Below are 23300 nucleotides of genomic sequence, written 5' to 3'. Positions count from 1 at the left end.
GATGGAAGAATATATTAAAAAGATGCTCGAAGATATCCTAGGAAATGGATTCTTCAATCAAACAGACGGGCTTTACGATAGCGTTGCAGGATACAGTGCATCTGCCTATCAAGTAGCTCTCACAGTAAACTCCACAGTGGTTAAGCCCGTGGCCGCGTCAGTCGTGGCAATCATCCTGGTGTTAGAGCTAGCGCGAGTGTCAACAAAATTTGAAGGCGACTCAAAGATGGGCGTGCAAGTCATTGGCACAATCATGATCAAGGCTGCACTTCTTATTGTTGCTATTCAAAATGTAGATCTAATTCTCAAAGCTATTAACGAAGCTGGCGAAACACTTATTAACGGATTGAAAAAGCATGCAACAGTCATACAGTCTAACCCCGTCAATATAGGTGATCTTGATATGGACACTCTAGATATGATCGGCGCAATGATCATTCTATTCTTGCCCTGGCTGATTTCAATGATCGGTGGCGTTGTCGTAAAAATCGTTGTTCTCTTGCGATTTGCTGAGATATACATACTTTCTGCTGGGGCAACTCTACCGTTAGCGTTCTTGGGTCATACCGAGACGAAGCAAATCTCGATCGGATACCTCAAGAAGTATGCAACGGCGATGCTTCACGGGTTTACGATCATCCTTGTCCTGATCATCTTTGCCAAATTCCAAGGAGCTGGTACAGATCTGGGGGAAAACCCAACAGTAGACGATGTCATGGCGAACTTCGTGAACCTCGTAGCGGTTCCTATCGGGTTTATATTCCTCGTGCTGTCCTCCGGAAAATTCGCTAAAGCGCTTGTAGGTGAAGCATAAAACCAAACCCAGTTAAAAATATTTGAAAGGAAAACCGTAATGGATCAGAAGACTTACCCGCTAGATGCATTTAGCAATATTATGGAGAGCAAGGATGTCTCTCATTTGGAGATATATTCTAATTATAGTTGGCATGGCCATACTCTGGATAAAGGCTACTGGAATAGTATTGCTAAGCGTGGATGGGAAGATAAGGATTTTCCATGGCTAAAAGCAGCTATCCGTGTGGATAGCAGTTATATGCGACAGTTTGAAGAAACGGGCGATATTAGTGGCTTTCCCAAACACCCTTTAAAGAGAGAGGTTGAGCGCTCATGGGATCCAACCCTTTCCGATGTTGTTGTCAAACCTAAGGGTGACTCTGTATGGGTTCCAATCGAAATCGACATGCATGCTTACCCATCGTTGGAGTGGGTTCCGGAATACCGCGGGCCGTATAAAACGGGCCAGGCATACATTGATACGGGCCCGGTATACATTCATGAAGATTATGTTTTTGATGAAGATTGTATTTATAAAGGTGAATATGTTCTTGCAGATGACGCTAGTTACCCAAATATTAAGGTACATGATTCATATGACTCGTTTGATGCGCTTATGCATGATCCTCTTGCGTTTGATTTCCGTACGCTTATCACTCCGAAGCGTGTCGCTAGTGAGTATTTGGTGATTTGTGCTGATCCCACTATGGCTCATCTTGATGGTGATAAAGACTATCCCCGACTCTTTAATATGATATATGACCGTTCGTATAGCGTATTTAGCCCACTTTCCGTCAAAGGTAAAGAACTTATTGGCAAAGGAAGGGATGCCAGTATCTCTAAGTGTCCTATGGTGATGTATAGGTCTACTGGAGAGATTCTGGCACAGTGGGATCTCTCAAGGTCAATGGCTGACGATTTCCAAGATTATTCAAAATTACGTGACGCTCTAAACGGAAAATTTGCACTAAGGGATAGAGAACAACATCGCCTTTCTACGCGTACAGATCTGGCAGAAAAGATCCAAGGTAAGGTCAACAAGGCAGCCTCCGTATCGCCCAAAGCTAACGATAGTCGCCACCCTGACATTGGGCAGCGAAAGGGTAATAACTTAGGAAGATAAGAGGGGTAAAAACAATCGGCTGTAAAGCTTGGAAGCTTTACAGCCGATTGTTTGTGTTTCAGTAAGGTGTTGTTTCACATTTTGGGTGCGGGAAGCTTTTGTGAGAAGAACGGTGGTAAGCCGCGTAAAACATAGATGCATTTATGGCCGTCCATGCGCCCGACTTCATCGGGAGTGATGAGGTCGCGGCCAAGGGTGCGATTTTGCAGTGTCCATGAACCGTTACGCCCTTTTGACTCAGATGTGTCGGTAGATGCCAGTGTTTGTTTACCCACGAGCTTAGAAATGTATTCAGTGGTTGATTTCTCGTTACCACCGAGGAATAAAAGTGAGTCGCAGTTACCAACAATGGTTTCCCAATCATCCTTGTAAAGTGCTTTGCCCTGAGAGAAGTTCTGAATGATGATCGACGTCGATATGCCACGGCTCCGCATAACAGCGATCTTGCGTTCAAATGACGGCATTTTCCCAATGTTGGCAAACTCGTCCATGAAGCACTGGACAAGATAGGGAAGCCGTCGTTCTGGCGTGTGGTCGGCTATATAGATGGATTTTTCAAAGAATTGCTCATAGAAGATAGATACCAGGAACGTAAATGCTGCGTGTGTATCCGGAATGATCAGGAATAGAGCAGTCTTTTCTTGGCCAACGCGATCAAACTCTATTGTGCCTGTAGCGAGAAGTTTTCGTATCGGCGCCATGTGTAATGGAGCCATACGTACTCCGAGAGAGATGATAACGCTTTTCTTTGTTTCTCCTGCGCCTTGGGTGTAGGTGTTGTACTGAGATGCAGCGAAACGTAGGCCGTTGAGTGCGTCTACAGCTTCTTGCCCCCACTGATCCTGTTCATCATCGTTATCGTATTCATTGATTGTTTCAGTGATTGCATCAAAAATATAATCGACGTCAGATTTAAGATCTTCGTTAGATTCAGATGCTTGCATCTTGGCCAACAGATCAACGACGTCGATCAGAGTGCCGTCCTTGCCTTTAGTGAAGTAGATGTAGGAAATGAGTGCATTGAGTAGCGCTCTTTCTGCTTTTTCCCAGAAATCTCCACCGGCGTTCTTTTTACCTGTTGTGTTAGTGATGAAGTTTTCCGTCATGATCATAACGTCTACCTCTGGCTGTGCGTCGTTGAAGTAAGCCAATGGATTGTAAGTGCACGATAGTCCAGGATCAATGAGGTTTAAGCAGCGGACTTTATAGCCTTGCTTCTCTAAATAGGGTGTTGTTTGAGCTGCAAGCTCCCCTTTAGGATCAGTGACTACAAACGACGTATTGGCTTGATGGAGATTTGGTAAGACGAAATAGCGAGATTTACCTGAACCCGACGAGCCAATAACAAGCGCATTAAGGTTACGCTGCGTTTTACGGGAATCGAGCGATAGCGACTCGCTGGCCGTGAAGAGGATGTTGTTGGCACGTTTCTTATCCTTGAATGGGTGTATTTGAGATGGCCGTGCCCATGAAGCTGATCCGTGTTCCTCGCCTTGACGTCGTGTGCCTTTACCGACACTGTTGTACGCCCATACCAGCCCAATAAGAGCGATTGTGCCCAGGCCTACGAGCAGGTCAATTTTTTCTAGTGAGAGGTGGAATGGATTGTTGAGGTCTAGCCAGAATCTATCGAGTACTTGGGCTATTTCATATCCGGCGTCTAGGTCTGTTCGTATTTGGTAGGAGATTTTATCGCCCGCCCAAAACCCTCCAAGAGCGAGAATGAAAATAAAAATGATTTGTGCGCTAGTCATAATTGGTACTTTCAGTGTTTGGAGATAAATCAATTCTTGGTTGGTGCTTCTGGCGTTTACTCGATGTGCGTGTGTGATCGAGCGCTTTTCGATACCGAAGCATGTGCAGTATGAGATCGGATCGTGTTTGTGGCCGGGTCTTAACTATTTGAGAGATAGTTGTTTTTGATCTCGTTGCCACAACCTCAGTTTGCCCGTCCGTCTCTATTTCTACTTCAGGATCTGAATGAAGCAGCTTTCCGGACGTTAACGCCTTGATAAATAGTTCTTCATCTTCTTGGCATACGAGAAGTAAGTGAGGAAGATCGAAAATCAGTGTAGGTTCGATAGGCAGACCGCTTCGGCGTAAATACCGTGAACTTTCATCTAGTCCTTCGCTTGAAATAGGCGCCAGGTGGCCAAGAGATGCGTCTAAGTCTGCGCGAGTTGACGTACCCAAAATTCGGATTCGAGCATCGGTTATCATTACGCTCCCCTAGATCACTGGTAGACCAACATTGGTAGCTTCAATCACTATTGGTGTTGAAGCTTCATTGAGGGTTCCGGATATGAATACATCTTGCCCGTCGGGAAAAATATCGGTGTTCTCGGTCAAGAACGATCCGACTTCGCCAGGGGCTTCAACTATTACTCGCAAATCCTCTACTCGCACACTGAAGCGTGCGCCGTCAGGAGTTTGTGTTATGGCTCCACTGATAGGTGCGCAGATCATTATTCTGTTCATAGTTTAGGTCTTTCTGGAGATATTGATGGAGATGCTGGGGATGGACTGGGATGATCTGAGATATGGCCAGAGATTCGTGCCGTTAGATCTTCCCTGGTTTGGGGTTGCGAATCTGTTTGACTGTGCTGTACACTCGAATTAACAAAGCTCATATACGTTCCGCGCAATTGTAGCTCGGCTGACGGTATGAGCTTTTTTATTTTCTCTTTATCAACATATTTGACTGTCTGATTCTCAGCGTTGCGTTGAAGAAAACGGTCGATCGCTTGGCGGCCGTAAACACTTAGAACGATACCTCCCGTACTTTGTCGCCCCCCATGCTGTGCATTACCGTTTGGTTGAAGAGCAACATTGAGAGGATTCCCTGCTGGATCGTTTGCATCTAATAAAACTACTGATGAATCATGTCGTGTGAGGCTGTCAAATACTGCAACAGGTTGTTCCAACAATTCCGGTATTTGTTTAATAGTTTCAACAGGTAGTGCGTGGCCATTGCGTGATACTGGAGCAATTTCCTTACGTAAGTGTTTTTGCGTATGAAAGAATGAATTCTGTTGCCAGCCAAGCAGTTCTAGAATAGTCGGTGTTTGACAGACGTATAAAGCTTCATAAAAAGGGTATGTACCACGGATAGCCTGATCTACGTTGCTACCGAATTTTAAGTATTCAAAGCAACGTACTGCATATTTATAGTAACTATCAAAATCCAAGGGTTTGATTCCCTGAACAGGGTTAAGGGGATCAAGATGATTATTATTGCTACGCCATCGGGGTTGACCTGTTACCAATGTCCAACGTTGTTCCTGTGGCCGCCTGATACTATCTTCATACCTAGCTATTACGCTAAGCACTCTCCTGACGTCTACTACTGTCTGGTTCATCGTTTAGGTGCTTTCAACGTCTGCTTTGGAATTGTGGTAGGAGGCGTGAGTTTCTTTTCTTGCGCCTTAGCCTGAATATGGTTGGCGAGATCGGATCGTGTCTGCGGCCGCTTTGTCTGCTCAATACCGCCTTCTAGTCGTGTGCGTGCCTGAGATAATGCGTGCTTAATCGTGTCGGCATCTTTACCGATAAAGTGGATGTAAGTCTTTCCGTCTGCACCTTTTTCTACCGCGAAATCGACCCCACGCTTTTTTAAATCTTTCTTGAAGTCTTTAACGAGTTCGCTTGATACCTCTATCGGGTGTAAATCGCCTTGGCCAACAAGTGCTTTGAACTTAGTTGAGCCATCACCGATTTTATGTGTGCCAGCTTTGACTCCCTTTACAGCCAGCTGTGCAGACTTGACGCTAGCTAGGAGAGTTCCTTTCGTTAGCGGTCTAGCTGTTGAATACGTTAAGCCAATACCTTTTGTTACTGCTCGTACAGTCATAGAGACAAACTGTTGGCCTGTTGCCACAGCTTCGCTAGCTTCGAGTAATGCCATTATCTATTCCTTTCTTTGTTTCTTTTTTCTAGTTGCTTTCGTAAGGTAAGAAGTGCACGTTGTTGCTCTTGTATTGCCGAGATTTTCTGATCTATCCCTTCCACAGTTTGTCCTTTATCAATAAGTTTCTGACGTTGTGCAATAAACAGATTCAGCCTGCGGTGTGCCTGGCTTAGCTTGCTTTCTATTGCTAACGGAATATCTTCTGGTTGAGTATCGCGTAGTATCTCGGCAAGTAATGACGTAGTAGCTGCGTCATCCTTAATCGATTCGATCTTCGAATCGAGATATGAAAAGTAACGTTTTTGCGCAGCACTCGTACCACGTTCAACACGCACATGAGGATGTTGAGACATGATAGGTGTTGGCCGTGTAAATGACTGGTATAGATCTTCAACATTAAGTGGATGGGCTATCTGCCCTCGATGGTTAAGAATGGTCAGTGAACCACTAGCAGGTAGATAGAGTCGCATTTGACGACCATGATCAATTATTCGTTGGTCTGAAACTACGAAGTATTGGGCGGGCTTCTTACCTGGAATTCGTACCTGCCAACGCTTATCATCGACACGAGTAACGAGACTTTTAGCCACAATAAACTCACTCATTGCTTCGCGTCCAAGACGCGAGTGAAGAGCATGTTCGGTATAGTTTTCACCCAGTGTTTTTCCACGAACGGCTCGGCCAACCTGTTCACAATCAAACAGGATATGCGCCCCGCGCATGGATACCGTAACTCCCGACTCGGCTAACGTATCGACCATTGCTTGCCACGAATGAGAGTTTTGAACAGCATCGTCAATGGCAAATCGTAAAAACTCTTTGCCGTGCTGAGCATAAGCATCTGCGTAGATTGACGACAGCTTTTGCCCGCGTCCCTCCGGTTCAATGACCGATAATCCATACTCTTTCACTAACTCATCGGAGATTTTACGAATCTTTTTCAGGTTAGAATTAGGGTTCCGATACCGTTTTCCCGTCACTCTATTTGCCGAGCAGAAAATAATATGATTATGTATATGCCCTCGATCAACGTGTGTAGCAACGACTAGATCGTGTTCTCCGCCAGTGATTTTTTGAGCAAATTTCCAGCCAATCTCATGGGCGGTATTTGCATCAACTTCACCTGGTTTGAAGGATTGAATCACATGAAAAGCTAGAACTGAACCTGGTCTGCCGACCCCGCGTTTTACCTCAGCATCAGCTAAAGCCGAGCGCATGACAGCCGTAATATTGTCAGCATCCGATGGCACAACAGCACAATTAGACGAACATAAAATGCCAGAGTTCGTCTTAGCGTCTTGCGTAATATACGCAATCGCCTTATGCAGAGTTTGACTTATCGGATGGATTTTCACCACGGCCACGCGCGCTCCCAAGTTCGGATTGAACTAACTTGCGAACCTCATCCAGCAGGTCAATAGCTACTAAAACCTGTTCATAGGTGGCAACATTTTCAGTATTCGCCTTGCGCGCAATCTGATTTATATTATTGCCAATAGCAGCAATTTCACGACTGATTCTTTCAGCTCCAGCACTCTTAGTGCTCGTGACAATGACTCCACTTGTGAGAGTTTGGCGGGCAAACTTGGAGAAATTTGTAAGCCCTTGGGAACGCATACGCTACGCTATTTGATTCAATTCTTCTTCGGAAAAGTACACTATCCGAGCTCGTTTACGAGATCGATTAGGCGTGGAACTTGATTCCACGACTCCTCCTAAAAGGTTTGGATGGTACATCCATTTTAACACGTCAGTGGCAAATGTGTATATACATTTGCGTTGCTTGCTACCCGTACTACCACGACTAACGTCCTATACGTTCGGGTGTAGTTGTATCACTGAAAGAATGGGCGCTGCGCGCTGAATCTTTTCCTTTTACAAGGAAAATAAAATCCTCTAAACTAGGCGGTGGAGAATCGCTACGAGGATAATTTTTATATCGAAAGAAAGACATCCTCATGGCCGCATCGAAACCCAGTGTCAGTTCCGCCGCACGTAATTTTTTCGCGGATGAGCTAACTCAGATAGAAGAAAAAACACAAGCGCTCTTGGCTATCGAAGAAGCGCTCAACGACGTCGAAAAAATCTATGACCGTGTTGCTATAGCACGGCAAAAACTTGAAGCGCTTGGAGTTAAACCACGCGAAGTTGAACGCGCTTTAGATTTATCTGGCACCGCTCAAAAAATCTTCCGTCAATCCACCCCGCCTAAACCAACTTTAGAATCAGAGGAACACCAAGAAACGCATCCAGAACATTTTAACAACTGGTAATAAATGGAATGGAGTGGCACCGACCTAAAAATCCTCATGCATAAATGAAAAGACGGGAGGCGCGCCTACGGCGCGCCTCCCGCTTTTCTCCAATCCAAACGCTTCAAAATCAGCGCTTAGAACACGAATCCCGTAAAGGACTCAATTCCTATTATACGCGAAATGAGGGTGTGGGAGCACTAATAGTACTCCCACACCCTCATTGATTTACTTCCACGGTGGAACAATGTCAAACATTAGAATGTTCATCATCAACACTGCCAATCGAAGAGAGCCATCAATTTCTAAGGCTTCATTAGCGAGTCGATTTGCTTCATCGTTGTCACCAACCCACCAATTCAGCATTGCCGATGTGGCCATTGCGTGAGGATTTTTACCCATGAAACCCAAACAGCAAATCACCCGTCGTGCCAAAGCCCAATCTGGTCGCTTTGATAGCCGAATGAAATCAATTTCAGGGAACTGTCCCCAATGCTGACGAAAATCTTCATCGATTACGAAGATGATTATCGAGTCCCGAACAATTACTTTATCAACCGTTTCGCGTAGAACATTTTCCTGCCCTTGCGCGCACTCGATGAACTCATCAAAGCTCATGCAATCACTCTCAAAACCATCTTTAACTCGGTTAAGAAAAGCGAACCAGATATCCATTGCGTCAATCGCGGTTTCTACAACGTTAGTTTCTTGTTGAACTGTCATCAGCGTCTCCTTTGTGAGCGTTGTTTTGTGTCGTCCTGACACTGAAATGACAGCGCCGATCAAGGACTGAAATACAATCCTCCGTGGCTGGACTGTGTATTCTGCGGTGGTCTAGCCCATAGCCTGCGGGTGTGGGCTAGACCAGGGCAAAGAACACGCAGGCTAGGTCGCTACGCGACTTGTATGAAAGGACGCGGCGCTACAATGGAAGAGTCAGGACGAACAAAAACATCTAGTAAACCTAGTGTGCCTCCGGCACTCAAAATGAAGGGTCAACCATGTGGTTGCTCTGATTCTAAGTCGCAATTTCCGGCATACTCATGATCCAGAAGATGGGAAATGTGCTTGTCGGTTTTATTTATAGAGCACTCACTTAGCAAAGCAGGACGTTTGCGCCAAAAGTGTGAAAGTATAAGTGGCAAACTTGATCATTTTTCGAATTTGATGATCTATGCTACACGGAGTAGGGGGGCTTTAGCTCTTTCCCGGAGCTACATTTTTGTCTCTATCTGTATGATCAGCAATCCTGTCAAGTATACGAGGCGAGTAAAAAGTTAGGGAGAAATGACGTGTTTAGACATTTCTCCCTAACTTTTGGTTTTTCGCGAGGTTAATCACGTTTCTCTGTTCTGTGTTTTAGTAGCATTCTGCAACATTCGAGAGTGAAATATAGTCCTAGTGCTCCTATTGCTCCATCCATGAGATCCATATCGGAAAATATCGTTAAGATCGCCAGTATTGTTCCACTCAAGGCTGCGATAAATTGTGTTGTAATGATAATCTTCATCAAGATAGGCATTTCTCTTTCACATCCGTAATTCCAGCGATCTCTGATACCAATCCTCCGAGAGCGCCGCCTGCTGCCAATAGCTTCTCGTATTTAAAGCTTGCGCCCCACATAAGACGCACAGCCTCCTTAACTCCGCCTAGTGCGTTCATGTATCTTTTGATCTTTACGATCTTCGCCACGCCGACCGCATTGCTTCCAATTAGCTATCCAATTGCGCCTAGGCATCCCCAAAATGATGCGCGCATCATCGGAACCGGATGAGTGGCTTGCCAGGCTCGCAGTGCTTGATCGCCTTGGGCGAGGACGCTATCAGGAATAGAATCATAATAATTGAGAAGGCGTTCTAGCGCGACAGCTGTGTTCTCGAGCTCCTGTGTAGTTTCCACTGTGATGACAGCAGACGATGGTGTCTCACGCGGCTGGGCATTGGCTATCCCCACACTGCCGAACATGAAAGCGACACTTGTTAATCCGGTCAAGACAATTTTCATTTTGTTCATCGAATCTCCTAGCGTATTTTGGTCGTATACATACTGTTGTAATAATGATTCTGCTGAGGGAGCAAAAACTAAATAGCGGATTTGGCTATGTAGTCACAATAATAATACTTGATCCAAAATATGTGTTCAATCGCACATATGTATGAATGTGCGATTGAACCTGTTTAGTGTCCTTCATGCATCTTTGACATGTTGCAAAATTGTCTCGCTCTTACTGTGTTGAAGAAGGGGGTCGACGGAAAAGTTGGTATGCCTGCCGAAGAATTGGCATGATATGTGATTTAGTGGGGCACTAATATTTCGATATTTTGGAAGCTAAAAATCCCAAAAGTGACTATTCGGCATTTCTTAATGATACAGAATTCGCTGTTATGTGTTTAGCGTTTCGCGTCGGTTAATGAATGTGGCCCCATGTAGCGCCATGCTGACTGTGAAACATACGATCGCTCCGAACCATCCCCATGTAGTGTCGCCAGGAGTGTAGTGCTCAACAAGTTTTTCATAAACGAAATTGGCGTACATGAGTGAGAAAGTGGTTGCCAATAAAGCAAACCCAACTTTGGTTGACTGCAAGACTAGGTTCGCAATCGCGATAATAATCGCTGCCGTTACTCCATACGCTGGGTGAAATCCTAAATCGTGCGACATATATACAGCCGCAACAAAACCAACCAATACCCCTTCGACAAAGACGATATAGCGCAACAAGAAAATGAAGAACATGATTTGTAAGGAAACGACAAGCAAGATCAAGGCCATGACTTCGCATCCTTTAGGCGTATTGGAGACTTCAGTTCAATGATACGAGAAGTCTCCCACATAAAAAGACGCACAAAGAAAGTTATCCACAGATAAAACCTTGACGACCCTCCATGTCATGATAATTTCTTGTTGATTATTGCTAGGTGTCGCTAAAAGTAAACACCCTATTTCACCGTGAGGCAACAGCTGCCGCACGGTGAAATGAAACCTTAAAATCCCTATAAATAGCCACTTACTAAAATTGAGCATTTCATGTAGTGCTAGCGCATTACTCTTCAACTACTTTGGGTGTCGCTAAGATTATGTGTGAAAATACCGTGCGGCAACAGGTGCCTCACGGTCAAAAATACACTTTTTATTGGGAAATCAAGGAAAAATAGAAGTTCTACCGTGCGTCGCTCCAGTGCGCCACGGTAGAGCGATGCACAATAAATATGAATTTATTACATATTTCTCGTGTTACTCGAAATCATTCCATCCAATCCAATGGAATGAAGTGGAGTGATAGAATAAAAGAAGTAAGGGCGGTGATAATGATGAAGACATCAAAGATGTCTTCCCTAGCAAGTTGGCTATTCGTTGTTATTATTTCTGTTGGCGGATTTTTTGCGTCTCTATGGCTCGCATTCAATCACCCAACCATCGATATCATGTGTTTGCTCGAACTAGCTCTAGCCGGCTTGTGTTTATGGCTCCTGGCTATTCATGTGCGCTATCGTTCTATAGTCTTACCTGATGAGTTAGAAGAGAATTCCGGAAAACAATAAGGCACTGTAAGAATACAGTGCCTTATTCAATGATTCAGGATTCTAATTTAATCGACCGCGTGGAATAACTCCTGTATTTACTTCACGAAGAGGTGCTCCTTGCTGCTTCTCGACGGCATTTGCCTTGCCAAGTAGTGCATGTGTCGCCCAAGCAGAGAGCGATCCTTGGAAAATTCCTGAAGAAAGGTCGTGTAGATACGCTGCACGTATTATTCCCATATCAGATTGTTTGAGTCTGATTGTAAATTTTGTGCCAGCATTGCTGGCTTTGCTGGCGTGGCTGGCATTGCCAGCGGTGCCAGCCATAGGTGCGCCCGCTACTATTGGATCGTTGACAGGTGCTTTTTGCAAGGAATTCAAAGTTTCTAAGTTAGGCGTTTTCATAGTATTTTCCCTTATTTGTCATTGCCGGCTTAGCTGGCATTGCTGGCAATGGTAAATATGCTGGCAAGCTCTGTTAGTGCTTGATCTGCACGATCATCGACACCAGCTGGTATAGGTGAATGTGACGATGCTGCGCGGTTGATATATTCACGCTCTGGTAAAAACTTTTCGAGTAGATACGGTTCGTAGTAATCGCGTAGGTGTCTACGCCAGTTATCGCTATCAATTCGTTCGGGCCGGAAGGCGTTGAGGAATATGGCAGATAGAGTTAGTCGTGAATTGTAGTAGGAACGCACAGTTGCGATAGTTGACACCATTTCTGCTACGCCATCGACGCTTGTTTCTCGTGCTGTGGTGACAATTAATGCTGTATCGGCTGCAACGAGGGCGTTTGTCGTTAAAACTCCAAGCGATGGAGGACAATCGATAACGATATGCTCATAGTCGTCAATTACTGCTGTAAGTGCGGTGCGTAGTCTGCTTTCCCTTCCTAAAGAGCCGTCGTCGTTACGTGAAGCGAGTAAGCGATCTGCAGGTAGCACATCGACGTCACCCCAGTCTGATTGTGCGTGTGTGATCGCTTGATGGATGACGCTTGGGCTATTGCCAGAAGCTATTGCGGCCATAACGTCATTCAGAGTGAATGATTCACGAGTTACTTCAACTCCAAGTGATGTTGTTGAGTTGCCTTGTGGATCGGCATCAATAACCAGAACTGATCCTTGTCGTGAAAGGTGGTGTGCAAGATTGGTTGAGATGGTAGTTTTTCCTACCCCGCCTTTTTGATTACAAACGGCAATAATCATAGTTAATCCTTTCCTAAGAAAACGGGAAGCTTATTAGTTCCTTCTAATTGCTGAGTTCTAGCCACTCGCGTATAAAGAGCAGTGGTTTGAATGGATTCATGACGCATCAGCAGTTGGACGATTCGTAGATCAACATCGGCTGCAAGAAGTTCTGTTGCAAATGCGTGGCGTAGCTGATGTGAAACCATGTGAATGTTGTAGCGTCGAAAGGTGCGCACGATAGTATCTCCAACTGATCGTGACCGTACATGCCCTCCATCGCGGCATGGAAACCACCAGCCGTGAGCTGGCATGGTGTTGAAGAATGGTTGAAGGCCGGAATTGACGGGGATGGTATTGCGTTTTCCGCCTTTCCCCTCGACGGTTAATAGCCCGGCTTGCCGGTCATAGTCTTGGCCACGTACTTTACATATTTCTCCCACTCGTAACCCACAATTAAATGCCAGGAGAATCATGCAGCGAGTTTTACGATAAAGTCGCTGATTGAGAACGTGCTCAATGACTTCGAGTGAGATTGGTCGTGGGTAGTACTTAGGTCGTCTGGGGCTTTTAACCCAAGCAATGGATTATCGGTACGCCTTCTAGTTATTTCTAACCAAGTAAATAAAGCCTTGATATGGGTAAAGTACGTCCATTTAGTTACTGCTGACGGCAGAAGTGAAACCCACTCGATAATCTGATCAGTAGTTATCGTTACTGGCGTTGCGTCAACGTATTCGCATAAGCAGTTAGAAACGCGAATGCGCTCATGAATGGTTAGAGGTGAAAGGGCTTGTGCTCGCATGGCTAAAGTCCAATCACTGAGGATTGTTTGTGTTGTTGTATTGTTCATGATTTACTTCATCAGAACTAATGAACAACCTGCTATTAAGACACGGTGACGGCAGTGCCGGCTTAGCTGGCGTTGCCGTATATGCTGGCAATAAAGTCAAAAAAATTGAACTCAGAGAATATATATAGGTAAAAAGAATCGCTATATCTAAGAAAACATAGTAATGAGAAGGTCGTGGGTTCGATTCCCACAGGCGGCTCCACTAGTTCCCCCCTGTTATATCAACGAAAGTTGAAAACAGGGGGTTTCTTTTATCTGCTAAGTTTGCGCTCTGATTTTTTATGAAAAGCTAGTGCTCGTCGTCTTACTTGTCATTGCATTGATAGATATTTTGAATTTTAGGCATTTCCTGGGGCTATTTCTGTTAGGTTGGACGTAAGGAAAGATGGTAGCAACAGATTTATTTAAGGTAACCTAACTTATTTTTGTTACTATTGATTTAACTTATTCTGAATGTGCCAAGAGCATCCGAAAGATTAAAAAGAATACGATCTGCTCGACGATGCGAAAGGAACACATGAATATTATTTCTGAGGGTGGGGACGAAAATAATAAGGTCCCTTATGCGGTAGGCACACCAAATGCTACCGAAGACGTCTATCATCACATTAAACCTGGTCGTAAGCGTGCGAATTTCTTTCGCTATTTTCGCTTCAATCTTCCGCGTTTAACCAAAGCACTTCTTATTGCTGTTATTGCAACAACTGGTGGTGCCGCTGCATACGTAGCAGTGTCTGGTCATGAGCCTTTCCCACACGGCATGATTCCGTTATGGATTGTTACCGGGCTAGCTATGGTTTTTGTTCTAGTAGCACTAACAACCCGACTGCCGATTTGGGATTATGGCAGTTTAATTTCTTTTGCTGCTTGCGTGACCTACATTGGTGGAATCGTTAGCGGTAGTGCGCCGTTTGTGTGGAACGGTGCTTCGATTCCTCTGGCGGCATCATGGAATTTAATGATCTTCGCTTCGCTTGGATACTTCGTTCTTAACTGGGCGGTTAATTTCGGAATCCTTGTTGTATGGCCTAAAACTCAAGGATTCACTGATTAAAAATGTTAGCTATGCAGACCCAGATTATGTTTGATTTTCCGTGGTGGCTCCGCGCAGAGCACTTCCTCAACATTATTTTTGTTACGTTCTTTATCCGATCCGGTATCGAAATTTTAGGGACGTATCCGCGCCTTCATCGAAGCGTTCATAATAAGCCAGGTGCTCAATGGGCTGAGTTCACGGTTAAATCAAAGCCGAAGCATAAGTATTACGCAGTCGGCAGTGAGTATGAAAACTATTCTCCCATTGTGTCTTTGCCTGGTTACGGGCTTCTAGGCTTGGGGCGGTATTGGCATTTCATGGTGGTTATGGGATACGTGTCTTGTTTCGCCATTTACTATGTTTTGTTGTTCGCAACCGGTCAATGGTTGCGTTATATTCCGCCGACTCCTTACTTCTTGCTCGACGCTGGTCAAGATATGCTTTCGTATCTAGCGTTTGTTTCGCCTGAGCCGATGGCGGGTTATCCATTCAATGCAGCTCAGCAGCTTGCGTATGCGACGGCGATTTTTATTCTGCCTCCGTTTATGATTTTCACTGGAATGTTCCAGTCGCCTGCGGTTAATGCGCATTGGCCAAAGATCACTCGCGCGTTGGGTGGACGTCAGGTTATCCGGACTTTGCATTTTTGGGGTCTTGTTGCCTACCTCGGATTCATCGTTGGTCACGTTGGCATGGTGTTCATTCATGGCTATGGTCACGAAGTTTCGAAGATGGTCTTTGGGCACACGGATTCGCCGTTGGCTGCCGGGGTTATTTTCACCATCGGTTTGGCTTTTGTGGTGATGTTGCATGTGTGGGCGACGAAGGGTTCACTGGAACGTCCACGGACGGTAGAAAAGTTACACAACGTTGTGGTTCGTCCGTTGACCCGTCAGTTGATGAAGTTGAAGTCGCGTCAAGATCATGATCCGAATAATGTTACGGAGCATTTCCGGGCTAGTGGTTGCCCGCCGGAAAATGATGAATACGTGGCGATGATTGCTCATGATTATGAGGATTATTATCTGGAAATCGGTGGTTTCGTGGAACGTCCGATGACGCTTTCGCTTGCTGAGCTTCGAGAAATCGCTGATGGCTATGAGCAGACGACCATGCATAATTGCGTCCAAGGGTTTTCTTCGATTGGCACGTGGGGCGGCGTCCCATTGCATGTCATTTTGGATTTGGTTAAACCACTGCCGGGCGCGACCGACGTCGTCTTCCAATGTTTCCAAAATATGGGCCGCGATGATGAGCTATATCCAGAAGGTTGGTACTACGAATCGTGCCCAATGATGGAAGCAACTCAGCCGCAAACGTTGGTGGCAACGAATCTTAATCGTGAGGAAATTCCGATTAAGAATGGTGCGCCACTGCGTGTTCGTCAAGAAATTTCGACAGGGTTCCGCTCTGCTAAGTGGGTTGAACGAATCGAAGTTGTTAACCGTTATGACGTTATCGGCAAGGGTCGAGGCGGCTGGTTTGAAGACTTCGACAATTACGACCGTATGCAGATGATCTAAGGAAAGAAATACTATGTATCCACTTTATAAAGACATCGTGCTTAACGAGCAGCAACAGCAGATTGTTCGGGACTATATTCGTGAAGTGAATTTTGCGATTCCGGGTACGACGCCGCAGGATTACGATGTTCTTCCACTTGCTCGATATATTGGTTGGAATTTCAAATCTGAAGATCTGGAAGCGTTTGCGGTTGGATTGCGGTGTACGAAACCGGGGTTTGAGAAGCATCATACGTTTATTCGGATGAGTCGCGGTCAGCTTTTGTCGATTGCCGAGGCTCCGCGATTGCCAGTCAATGAGCCGGTTTTGGCTAATGAGACGTTGCGGATGCAACGGTGGCGCGATAGCGTAACTGGTCCGACGAGGACGGGTATTGATTCTTATCAGCAAGCTGATGGTTCGGTGCCAGGCGTTGATATGGATCTGACTCAGCTTGAAGATGTGCTCTGCGATATTGAGCAGTTTGCGCAAGATAACAAGACATCCCAGTGTGAGGGCCAGTTCGATTTGGCTGTCGACTTTGGGACGTTGCTAGCTGGGCGTTATCCCCGATTGAAGTATTTTCAGCAAAAAGATCGGCTGAAAGAAGATCAGATTTCCCGGTTGGTGGCGTTTGAAGAAAAAGCTATGCGATTAGAAGAGACGCTAGTTGAGCTTAAATTACCTACTTTGCGTCAGCTCCAAACTCCGGAAAAACGTCCTTACCGTCAACATAATTCATAGCTTTTAAGGAGAAATAATGCCATTATCAACAGAAATTGGCTTGATTGCGCCGATTGCGCTTCTTGCAGCGTTTGGACTTTTGAATGCTGGCAAGCTTACCCCAGATCATTATGCCTATCAGTGGATGAACGTGATAGGCGCGGCTGCGTTAACGTACACGGTTATTGACCCGTTTAATCCGGGGGTGTTTGTTACCGAGGTGCTGTGGACTCTCATTGGTGTTTATGGCGTCGTGAAGATTTATCGGGCTCGACGAAAAGAAGCCAACAAACCTACCTCAACCCACTCTAACGGTTAATCCCGTTGGTTATTGTAGAAAGTGAATGATTCTTATGCCAGATGTTATGCCAGCTCTTGAGGTTGTGTCGATTATTGGTTCAGTTTTCTTTATTTTAGGGTTCGGGGCGCTGAACCTGGGTTGGGTGAATTCGGAATCGTATAGTTATCAGTTCGCAAATATTCTTGGCGCACTATGTTTCACCTATACGGCGATTTCCCCGTTCAATGCTGGACTGTTTATTACTGAGGCTGTGTGGGCGTTGATCGGAATTTATGGTGCGTGGAAGATTATGAGGATCGCACGTGACCGTAAGGCTATGAAAGAAGCTACCGCTCAGTAGTTGTTGCTACTCGCATGTGATGAAAGGCCCCAGTTTTCTGGACTAATGCAGTCTGGGAAAACTGGGGTTTTTCGCGTGATTATGCGGGATGACGACGATGTAGTGGCTGGTGTGATGGGTGTTACGTTGTTTTGGTTTGACGGTTGGTTGGTGGGTGGGTATAGTTTTTATCTGTTGCGAGGCGCTGGTCTGGTTTTCTGGTCTGGTTGTTTTCGCTGGTTTTTCCCTCTTGTGTGATGTGCCTGTTGTGGTGTGTTGTGTGGGTGTGGGTGTGTTGTTTGATATCTCAATAGTGTGTCAGCTTTTTACAATGATTTTTTGTTTGGGAAGCGGATTGTGCTGGTTGCTTTTTTGGTGGCTGGTGTGGTTTGTTTTCTTTTTTATTTTGGATGAGCTAGTTTTGGTTTGTCTGTTTTGTTGAGTCTGTTTTTGGGCTTTTCGAACGTGTATTGATTGGATGCCTTTTTGTTGGGTGTTTGGTTTTTGTTTGGAGAGTTTGATCCTGGCTCAGGACGAACGCTGGCGGCGTGCTTAACACATGCAAGTCGAACGATGAAGCCCTAGCTTGCTGGGGTGGATTAGTGGCGAACGGGTGAGTAATACGTGAGTAACCTGCCCCCTTCTTCGGGATAAGCCTTGGAAACGGGGTCTAATACTGGATATTCTGCTTCTGCCGCATGGTGGGGGTTGGAAAGGGTTTCTGGTGGGGGATGGGCTCACGGCCTATCAGCTTGTTGGTGGGGTGATGGCCTACCAAGGCGTCGACGGGTAGCCGGCCTGAGAGGGTGACCGGCCACATTGGGACTGAGATACGGCCCAGACTCCTACGGGAGGCAGCAGTGGGGAATATTGCACAATGGACGCAAGTCTGATGCAGCGACGCCGCGTGGGGGATGAAGGCTTTCGGGTTGTAAACTCCTTTTAACACTGAACAAGGCGTAAGTTGAGGGTAGGTGTTGAATAAGCGCCGGCTAACTACGTGCCAGCAGCCGCGGTAATACGTAGGGCGCGAGCGTTGTCCGGAATTATTGGGCGTAAAGAGCTCGTAGGCGGTTTGTCGCGTCTGCTGTGAAAGACCGGGGCTTAACTCCGGGGCTGCAGTGGGTACGGGCAGACTAGAGTGCGGTAGGGGTAATTGGAATTCCTGGTGTAGCGGTGGAATGCGCAGATATCAGGAGGAACACCGATGGCGAAGGCAGGTTACTGGGCCGTTACTGACGCTGAGGAGCGAAAGCATGGGGAGCGAACAGGATTAGATACCCTGGTAGTCCATGCCGTAAACGTTGGGCACTAGGTGTGGGGCCTATTTCCATGGGTTCTGTACCGTAGCTAACGCATTAAGTGCCCCGCCTGGGGAGTACGGCCGCAAGGCTAAAACTCAAAGGAATTGACGGGGGCCCGCACAAGCGGCGGAGCATGCGGATTAATTCGATGCAACGCGAAGAACCTTACCAAGGCTTGACATACACTGCGACATGCTAGAGATAGTGTGGCCTTCGGGGTGGTGTACAGGTGGTGCATGGTTGTCGTCAGCTCGTGTCGTGAGATGTTGGGTTAAGTCCCGCAACGAGCGCAACCCTTGTCTTGTGTTGCCAGCACGTTATGGTGGGGACTCACGAGAGACTGCCGGGGTTAACTCGGAGGAAGGTGGGGATGACGTCAAATCATCATGCCCCTTATGTCTTGGGCTTCACGCATGCTACAATGGCTGGTACAGAGGGTTGCGAGCCTGTGAGGGTGAGCGAATCCCTTAAAGCCAGTCTCAGTTCGGATTGGGGTCTGCAACTCGACCCCATGAAGTCGGAGTCGCTAGTAATCGCAGATCAGCAACGCTGCGGTGAATACGTTCCCGGGCCTTGTACACACCGCCCGTCACGTCACGAAAGTTGGTAACACCCGAAGCCCGTGGCCTAACCTTTTGGGGGGAGCGGTCGAAGGTGGGATTGGCGATTGGGACGAAGTCGTAACAAGGTAGCCGTACCGGAAGGTGCGGCTGGATCACCTCCTTTCTAAGGAGCTGCCTTACACCTGGTTTTATTTGTTTGATTGTGGGTGTGCTGATGCCTTTGTTGGTGTTGGTTTGGTGGTTTTTAGTGGAAAATTTTTTTGTTGTGGGAAGTTGGCATGCTGTTGGGGTGTGGGGTAATACTCCGTGCTGCCTGTGGATGATTGATGGCCTGTGTGGTTGTTGGTTGTTTGTGGTGTTGGTGTGGTGGTTGAGAATTGTATAGTGGACGCGAGCATCTTTGGTTTTTTGTAAGTGTTCAAGAGCGTTCGGTGGATGCCTTGGCATACGGAGCCGATGAAGGACGTTGTAGCCTGCGATAAGCCTCGGGGAGTTGGCAAACGAGCTGTGATCCGGGGGTGTCCGAATGGGGGAACCTGGCCAGAGTTGTTTCTGGTTACCAGCATCTGAATGTATAGGGTGTTTGGGGGTAACGCGGGGAAGTGAAACATCTTAGTACCCGCAGGAAAAGATATTCTGTGAGTAGTGGCGAGCGAAAGCGGATGAGGCTAAACCATGCGCGTGTGATAGCCATCGGGTGTTGCGTGTGTGGTGTTGTGGGGCCATGTTTGACCTTGCCGATGTGGGGTCGGGTAGTGATAAATGCTAGCGTGTAGACGAATCAGTTGGGAAGCTGGACCGTAGACGGTGAGAGTCCGGTAGTTGTAATGTGTTAGCCTGCCTTATGTGGTGCCCGAGTAGCACGGGGCCCGTGAAATCCCGTGTGAATCTGCACAGACCACTGTGTAAGCCTAAATACTCCGTGTGACCGATAGTGTAGTAGTACCGTGAGGGAATGGTGAAAAGTACCCCGGGAGGGGAGTGAAATAGTACCTGAAACCGGACGCTTACAATCCGTCAGAGCCTCCTTGGTAGGGGTGATGGCGTGCCTTTTGAAGAATGAGCCTGCGAGTTAGTGGCATGTAGCGAGGTTAACCCGTGTGGGGGAGCCGTAGCGAAAGCGAGTTTTAAAAAGCGGTTTTTAGTTGCATGTTCTAGACCCGAAGCGGGGTGATCTACCCATGGGCAGGTTGAAGCACGTGTAAGAGCGTGTGGAGGACCGAACCCACTTCAGTTGAAAATGGAGGGGATGACCTGTGGGTAGGGGTGAAAGGCCAATCAAACTCCGTGATAGCTGGTTCTCCCCGAAATGCATTTAGGTGCAGCGTCGTGTGTTTCTTATCGGAGGTAGAGCGACTGGATGGCCGATGGCCCTTATCGGGGTACTGACGTCAGCCAAACTCCGAATGCCGGTAAGTTAGAGCACGGCAGTGAGACTGCGGGGGATAAGCTTCGTAGTCGAGAGGGAAACAGCCCAGACCGCCGGTTAAGGCCCCTAAGCGTGTGCTAAGTGGGAAAGGATGTGGAGTTGCTGTGACAACCAGGAGGTTGGCTTAGAAGCAGCCACCCTTGAAAGAGTGCGTAATAGCTCACTGGTCAAGTGATTCTGCGCCGACAATGTAGCGGGGCTTAAGTACACCGCCGAAACCGCGGCAATGAAATTTTTTTTGTTTTGTTGGGTAGGGGAGCGTCGTGCGTGAGGTGAAGCAGCACAGGTGACTGGTTGTGGATTTCGTACGAGTGAGAATGCAGGCATGAGTAGCGAATGACGGGTGAGAATCCCGTCCGCCGAATAACTAAGGGTTCCAGGGCCAGGTTCGTCCGCCCTGGGTTAGTCGGGTCCTAAGGCGAGGCCGACAGGCGTAGTCGATGGGCAACCAGTTGATATTCTGGTACCGGCGAAAGACCGTCCGTGTTGAATCGTGGGATACTAACCATCCGAGCTATGGTTCCTTCCTTCGGGTTGGGGTTGTGGTGAGCGTGGGAACTGATCGCGTAGTAGGCAAGCGTGTTAACAGGGGTGACGCAGAGTGGTAGCTTCGCGTGGCTAATGGCTTGCCACGTTTAACAGCGCAGCCTGTTTCCTAGGTAAATCCGGGAAGCGTGTAGGTGAGGCTGGATGATGACCCATTTTTTGTGGGGAAGTAGAGTGATCCTGTGCTGTCGAGAAAAGCCTCGACGTTAGGTCTTAGCCGCCCGTACCCTAAACCGACACAGGTAGTTGAGTAGAGAATACTAAGGCGAGCGAGTGAATCGTGGTTAAGGAACTCGGCAAAATGCCCCCGTAACTTCGGAAGAAGGGGGGCCCGGACCTTGAAGCCTTTTAACAGGCTAGGGGGAAGGGCCGCAGAAACCAGGGAGAAGCGACTGTTTATCAAAAACACAGGTCCGTGCGAACACGTAAGTGGATGTATACGGACTGACGCCTGCCCGGTGCTGGAAGGTTAAGAGGAACGGTTAAAATACTTTTGTGTTTGAAGCTGTGAATTTAAGCCCCAGTAAACGGCGGTGGTAACTATAACCATCCTAAGGTAGCGAAATTCCTTGTCGGGTAAGTTCCGACCTGCACGAATGGCGTAACGACTTCTCCACTGTCTCAACCGCGAACTCGGTGAAATTGCATTACGAGTAAAGATGCTCGTTACGCGCAGCAGGACGGAAAGACCCCGGGACCTTTACTATAGCTTGGTATTGGTGTTCGGTACGGCTTGTGTAGGATAGGTGGGAGACTTTGAAGCGGCCACGCCAGTGGTTGTGGAGTCATTGTTGAAATACCACTCTGGTCGTGCTGGATGTCTAACCTTGGACCATGATCTGGTTCAGGGACAGTGCCTGGTGGGTAGTTTAACTGGGGCGGTTGCCTCCTAAATGGTAACGGAGGCGCTCAAAGGTTCCCTCAGCCTGGTTGGCAATCAGGTGTTGAGTGTAAGTGTACAAGGGAGCTTGACTGTGAGACCGACAGGTCGAGCAGGTACGAAAGTAGGAACTAGTGATCCGGCGGTGGCTTGTGGAAGCGCCGTCGCTCAACGGATAAAAGGTACCCCGGGGATAACAGGCTGATCCTGCCCAAGAGTTCATATCGACGGCATGGTTTGGCACCTCGATGTCGGCTCGTCGCATCCTGGGGCTGGAGTAGGTCCCAAGGGTTGGGCTGTTCGCCCATTAAAGCGGCACGCGAGCTGGGTTCAGAACGTCGTGAGACAGTTCGGTCCCTATCCGCTGCGCGCGTAGGAAACTTGAAAAGGGCTGTCCCTAGTACGAGAGGACCGGGACGGACGAACCTCTGGTGTGCCAGTTGTACCGCCAGGTGCATGGCTGGTTGGCTACGTTCGGGAAGGATAACCGCTGAAAGCATCTAAGCGGGAAGCCTGCTTTGAGATGAGGTTTCCATAAACATTATTGTTTTGTAGGCCCCCTATAGACCATGGGGTTGATAGGCCAGGCGTGGAAGCATCGTAAGGTGTGGAGCTGACTGGTACTAATGGCCAACCATTTACAAAAAAGTTTCCTTATCGTCAGTGTTTTATTATGGAACATGTTGATGGTAATGCTGCTCGCGTCTACTATACGATTCTTGACTCCCACACGTTGTAGTGCGTGTGTGTTATGTCAACCATTTTGACGGTGGTCATAGTGGTAGGGAAACGCCCGGTTACCATTCCGAACCCGGAAGCTAAGCCTACCAACGCCGATGGTACTGCACTCGAGGGGGTGTGGGAGAGTAGGACACCGCCGTCACTTAACGTGATATAAGGGGAGGGTGTTGACGATAAGTCAACACCCTCCCCACACACATACCCACTGCGGCGCGATAGCCTTTGAACTCTTTTGTGCATGGATTTTTCTACAGCTATTGCTGCTGATGTTTTAGATCAGTATTTGTACTGATAGTTAGTTTCTTACCATCATT

23 protein-coding genes and 3 rRNA genes are annotated in these 23300 nt (G+C 47.2%); 12 read left to right on the top strand and 14 right to left on the bottom strand.

Annotation, left to right across the window (positions count from 1 at the left end):
• The first annotated feature begins 1 nt into the window (after position 1).
• Both HC352_RS08360 and HC352_RS08355 read left to right on the top strand, forming a co-directional pair.
• Complete coding sequence (locus HC352_RS08360) at positions 2–814, top strand: VirB6/TrbL-like conjugal transfer protein, CD1112 family (protein WP_168918435.1); 813 nt, start codon at positions 2–4, stop codon at positions 812–814.
• Positions 815–853: 39 nt separating this feature from the next.
• A complete protein-coding gene (locus HC352_RS08355; RefSeq protein WP_168918434.1) occupies positions 854–1918 on the top strand; it encodes a hypothetical protein in 1065 nt (354 codons plus the stop codon).
• Between the two features lie 74 nt (positions 1919–1992).
• On the opposite strand, the gene HC352_RS08350 is transcribed toward HC352_RS08355, so the two are convergent.
• From HC352_RS08350 to mobC, 7 genes are read right to left on the bottom strand one after another with little or no spacing between them, the layout of a single operon-like run.
• The gene (locus tag HC352_RS08350; RefSeq protein ID WP_168918433.1) at positions 1993–3672 is read right to left on the bottom strand and encodes a VirD4-like conjugal transfer protein, CD1115 family; all 1680 of its coding nucleotides are present in this window, start codon (positions 3670–3672) and stop codon (positions 1993–1995) included.
• Complete coding sequence (locus HC352_RS08345; RefSeq protein ID WP_168918432.1) at positions 3665–4138, bottom strand: hypothetical protein; 474 nt, start codon at positions 4136–4138, stop codon at positions 3665–3667. Before HC352_RS08345 ends, HC352_RS08350 begins: the two co-directional genes overlap by 8 nt.
• A gap of 9 nt (positions 4139–4147) precedes the next feature.
• Positions 4148–4396 carry a hypothetical protein gene (locus HC352_RS08340; RefSeq protein ID WP_168918431.1) on the bottom strand — a complete coding sequence of 83 codons (249 nt, stop codon included), beginning with the start codon at positions 4394–4396 and terminating at the stop codon, positions 4148–4150.
• Complete coding sequence (locus HC352_RS08335; RefSeq protein ID WP_211080666.1) at positions 4393–5247, bottom strand: MuF-C-terminal domain-containing protein; 855 nt, start codon at positions 5245–5247, stop codon at positions 4393–4395. Before HC352_RS08335 ends, HC352_RS08340 begins: the two co-directional genes overlap by 4 nt.
• A 26-nt stretch (positions 5248–5273) precedes the next feature.
• Positions 5274–5822, bottom strand: coding sequence for a PcfB family protein (locus HC352_RS08330; RefSeq protein ID WP_168918429.1), 549 nt, complete (start codon positions 5820–5822; stop codon positions 5274–5276).
• The gene (locus tag HC352_RS08325) at positions 5822–7189 is read right to left on the bottom strand and encodes a relaxase/mobilization nuclease domain-containing protein (RefSeq protein ID WP_168918428.1); all 1368 of its coding nucleotides are present in this window, start codon (positions 7187–7189) and stop codon (positions 5822–5824) included. Before HC352_RS08325 ends, HC352_RS08330 begins: the two co-directional genes overlap by 1 nt.
• Positions 7146–7442, bottom strand: coding sequence for a plasmid mobilization relaxosome protein MobC (gene mobC / locus HC352_RS08320; protein WP_168918427.1), 297 nt, complete (start codon positions 7440–7442; stop codon positions 7146–7148). The genes HC352_RS08325 and mobC overlap by 44 nt, the downstream gene beginning before the upstream one ends.
• Positions 7443–7783: 341 nt before the next feature.
• On the opposite strand from mobC, the gene HC352_RS08315 reads away from it, so the two are divergent.
• Positions 7784–8098, top strand: coding sequence for a hypothetical protein (locus tag HC352_RS08315; protein WP_168918426.1), 315 nt, complete (start codon positions 7784–7786; stop codon positions 8096–8098).
• A 207-nt stretch (positions 8099–8305) separates the two neighbouring features.
• On the opposite strand, the gene HC352_RS08310 is transcribed toward HC352_RS08315, so the two are convergent.
• From HC352_RS08310 to HC352_RS08295, 3 genes are all read right to left on the bottom strand, one after another.
• Complete coding sequence (locus tag HC352_RS08310) at positions 8306–8800, bottom strand: hypothetical protein (protein ID WP_168918425.1); 495 nt, start codon at positions 8798–8800, stop codon at positions 8306–8308.
• A 993-nt stretch (positions 8801–9793) separates the two neighbouring features.
• Positions 9794–10090 (bottom strand): hypothetical protein, encoded by a 297-nt coding sequence (locus tag HC352_RS08300; RefSeq protein WP_168918423.1) that lies wholly within the window; start codon positions 10088–10090, stop codon positions 9794–9796.
• 369 nt (positions 10091–10459) lie between these two features.
• On the bottom strand, positions 10460–10849 hold the full coding sequence (locus HC352_RS08295) for a hypothetical protein (protein WP_168918422.1): 390 nt from the start codon (positions 10847–10849) through the stop codon (positions 10460–10462).
• A 536-nt stretch (positions 10850–11385) separates the two neighbouring features.
• Between HC352_RS08295 and HC352_RS08290 the strand changes: the two genes are divergently transcribed.
• Positions 11386–11619: a hypothetical protein gene (locus tag HC352_RS08290; RefSeq protein WP_168918421.1), complete on the top strand. Its 234-nt coding sequence runs from the start codon at positions 11386–11388 to the stop codon at positions 11617–11619.
• A gap of 42 nt (positions 11620–11661) precedes the next feature.
• Here HC352_RS08290 and HC352_RS08285 read toward each other — a convergent pair whose 3' ends face one another.
• Genes HC352_RS08285 through HC352_RS08270 form a run of 4 tightly spaced genes read right to left on the bottom strand, consistent with a single transcriptional unit; the run spans position 11662 to position 13641 of the window.
• On the bottom strand, positions 11662–12003 hold the full coding sequence (locus HC352_RS08285) for a hypothetical protein (RefSeq protein ID WP_168918420.1): 342 nt from the start codon (positions 12001–12003) through the stop codon (positions 11662–11664).
• A gap of 29 nt (positions 12004–12032) precedes the next feature.
• Positions 12033–12809: a ParA family protein gene (locus tag HC352_RS08280; RefSeq protein WP_168918419.1), complete on the bottom strand. Its 777-nt coding sequence runs from the start codon at positions 12807–12809 to the stop codon at positions 12033–12035.
• Positions 12810–12811: 2 nt separating this feature from the next.
• Positions 12812–13264, bottom strand: coding sequence for a tyrosine-type recombinase/integrase (locus tag HC352_RS08275; protein WP_168918418.1), 453 nt, complete (start codon positions 13262–13264; stop codon positions 12812–12814).
• Positions 13261–13641, bottom strand: coding sequence for a site-specific integrase (locus tag HC352_RS08270; protein WP_168918417.1), 381 nt, complete (start codon positions 13639–13641; stop codon positions 13261–13263). The genes HC352_RS08275 and HC352_RS08270 overlap by 4 nt, the downstream gene beginning before the upstream one ends.
• A 517-nt stretch (positions 13642–14158) precedes the next feature.
• Between HC352_RS08270 and HC352_RS08265 the strand changes: the two genes are divergently transcribed.
• The 8 genes from HC352_RS08265 to rrf all read left to right on the top strand — a co-directional run bounded on the left by HC352_RS08265 (position 14159) and on the right by rrf (position 23128).
• Positions 14159–14695, top strand: a complete 537-nt coding sequence (locus tag HC352_RS08265; RefSeq protein ID WP_168918416.1) for a hypothetical protein — start codon at positions 14159–14161, stop codon at positions 14693–14695.
• 11 nt (positions 14696–14706) lie between these two features.
• A complete protein-coding gene (locus tag HC352_RS08260; RefSeq protein ID WP_211080665.1) occupies positions 14707–16200 on the top strand; it encodes a molybdopterin-dependent oxidoreductase in 1494 nt (497 codons plus the stop codon).
• A 13-nt stretch (positions 16201–16213) separates the two neighbouring features.
• Positions 16214–16924 (top strand): hypothetical protein, encoded by a 711-nt coding sequence (locus HC352_RS08255; RefSeq protein WP_168918415.1) that lies wholly within the window; start codon positions 16214–16216, stop codon positions 16922–16924.
• 16 nt (positions 16925–16940) lie between these two features.
• Positions 16941–17222: a CBU_0592 family membrane protein gene (locus HC352_RS08250; protein WP_168918414.1), complete on the top strand. Its 282-nt coding sequence runs from the start codon at positions 16941–16943 to the stop codon at positions 17220–17222.
• Between the two features lie 25 nt (positions 17223–17247).
• Positions 17248–17544 carry a CBU_0592 family membrane protein gene (locus HC352_RS08245; RefSeq protein WP_211080664.1) on the top strand — a complete coding sequence of 99 codons (297 nt, stop codon included), beginning with the start codon at positions 17248–17250 and terminating at the stop codon, positions 17542–17544.
• A 484-nt stretch (positions 17545–18028) separates the two neighbouring features.
• Positions 18029–19553, top strand: a 16S ribosomal RNA gene (locus HC352_RS08235).
• A gap of 245 nt (positions 19554–19798) precedes the next feature.
• A 23S ribosomal RNA gene (locus HC352_RS08230) occupies positions 19799–22891 on the top strand.
• Between the two features lie 119 nt (positions 22892–23010).
• Positions 23011–23128, top strand: a 5S ribosomal RNA gene (gene rrf, locus HC352_RS08225).
• Together the 16S, 23S and 5S rRNA genes form the textbook arrangement of a ribosomal RNA operon.
• The last annotated feature ends 172 nt before the right edge of the window (positions 23129–23300 follow it).

Source organism: Arcanobacterium buesumense (assembly GCF_012563545.1).
Taxonomy (GTDB): Bacteria; Actinomycetota; Actinomycetes; order Actinomycetales; family Actinomycetaceae; genus Arcanobacterium; species Arcanobacterium buesumense.
The sequence above is the reverse complement of the archived record's forward strand: the minus strand, read 5'-3'. Positions and strand labels throughout refer to the sequence as shown.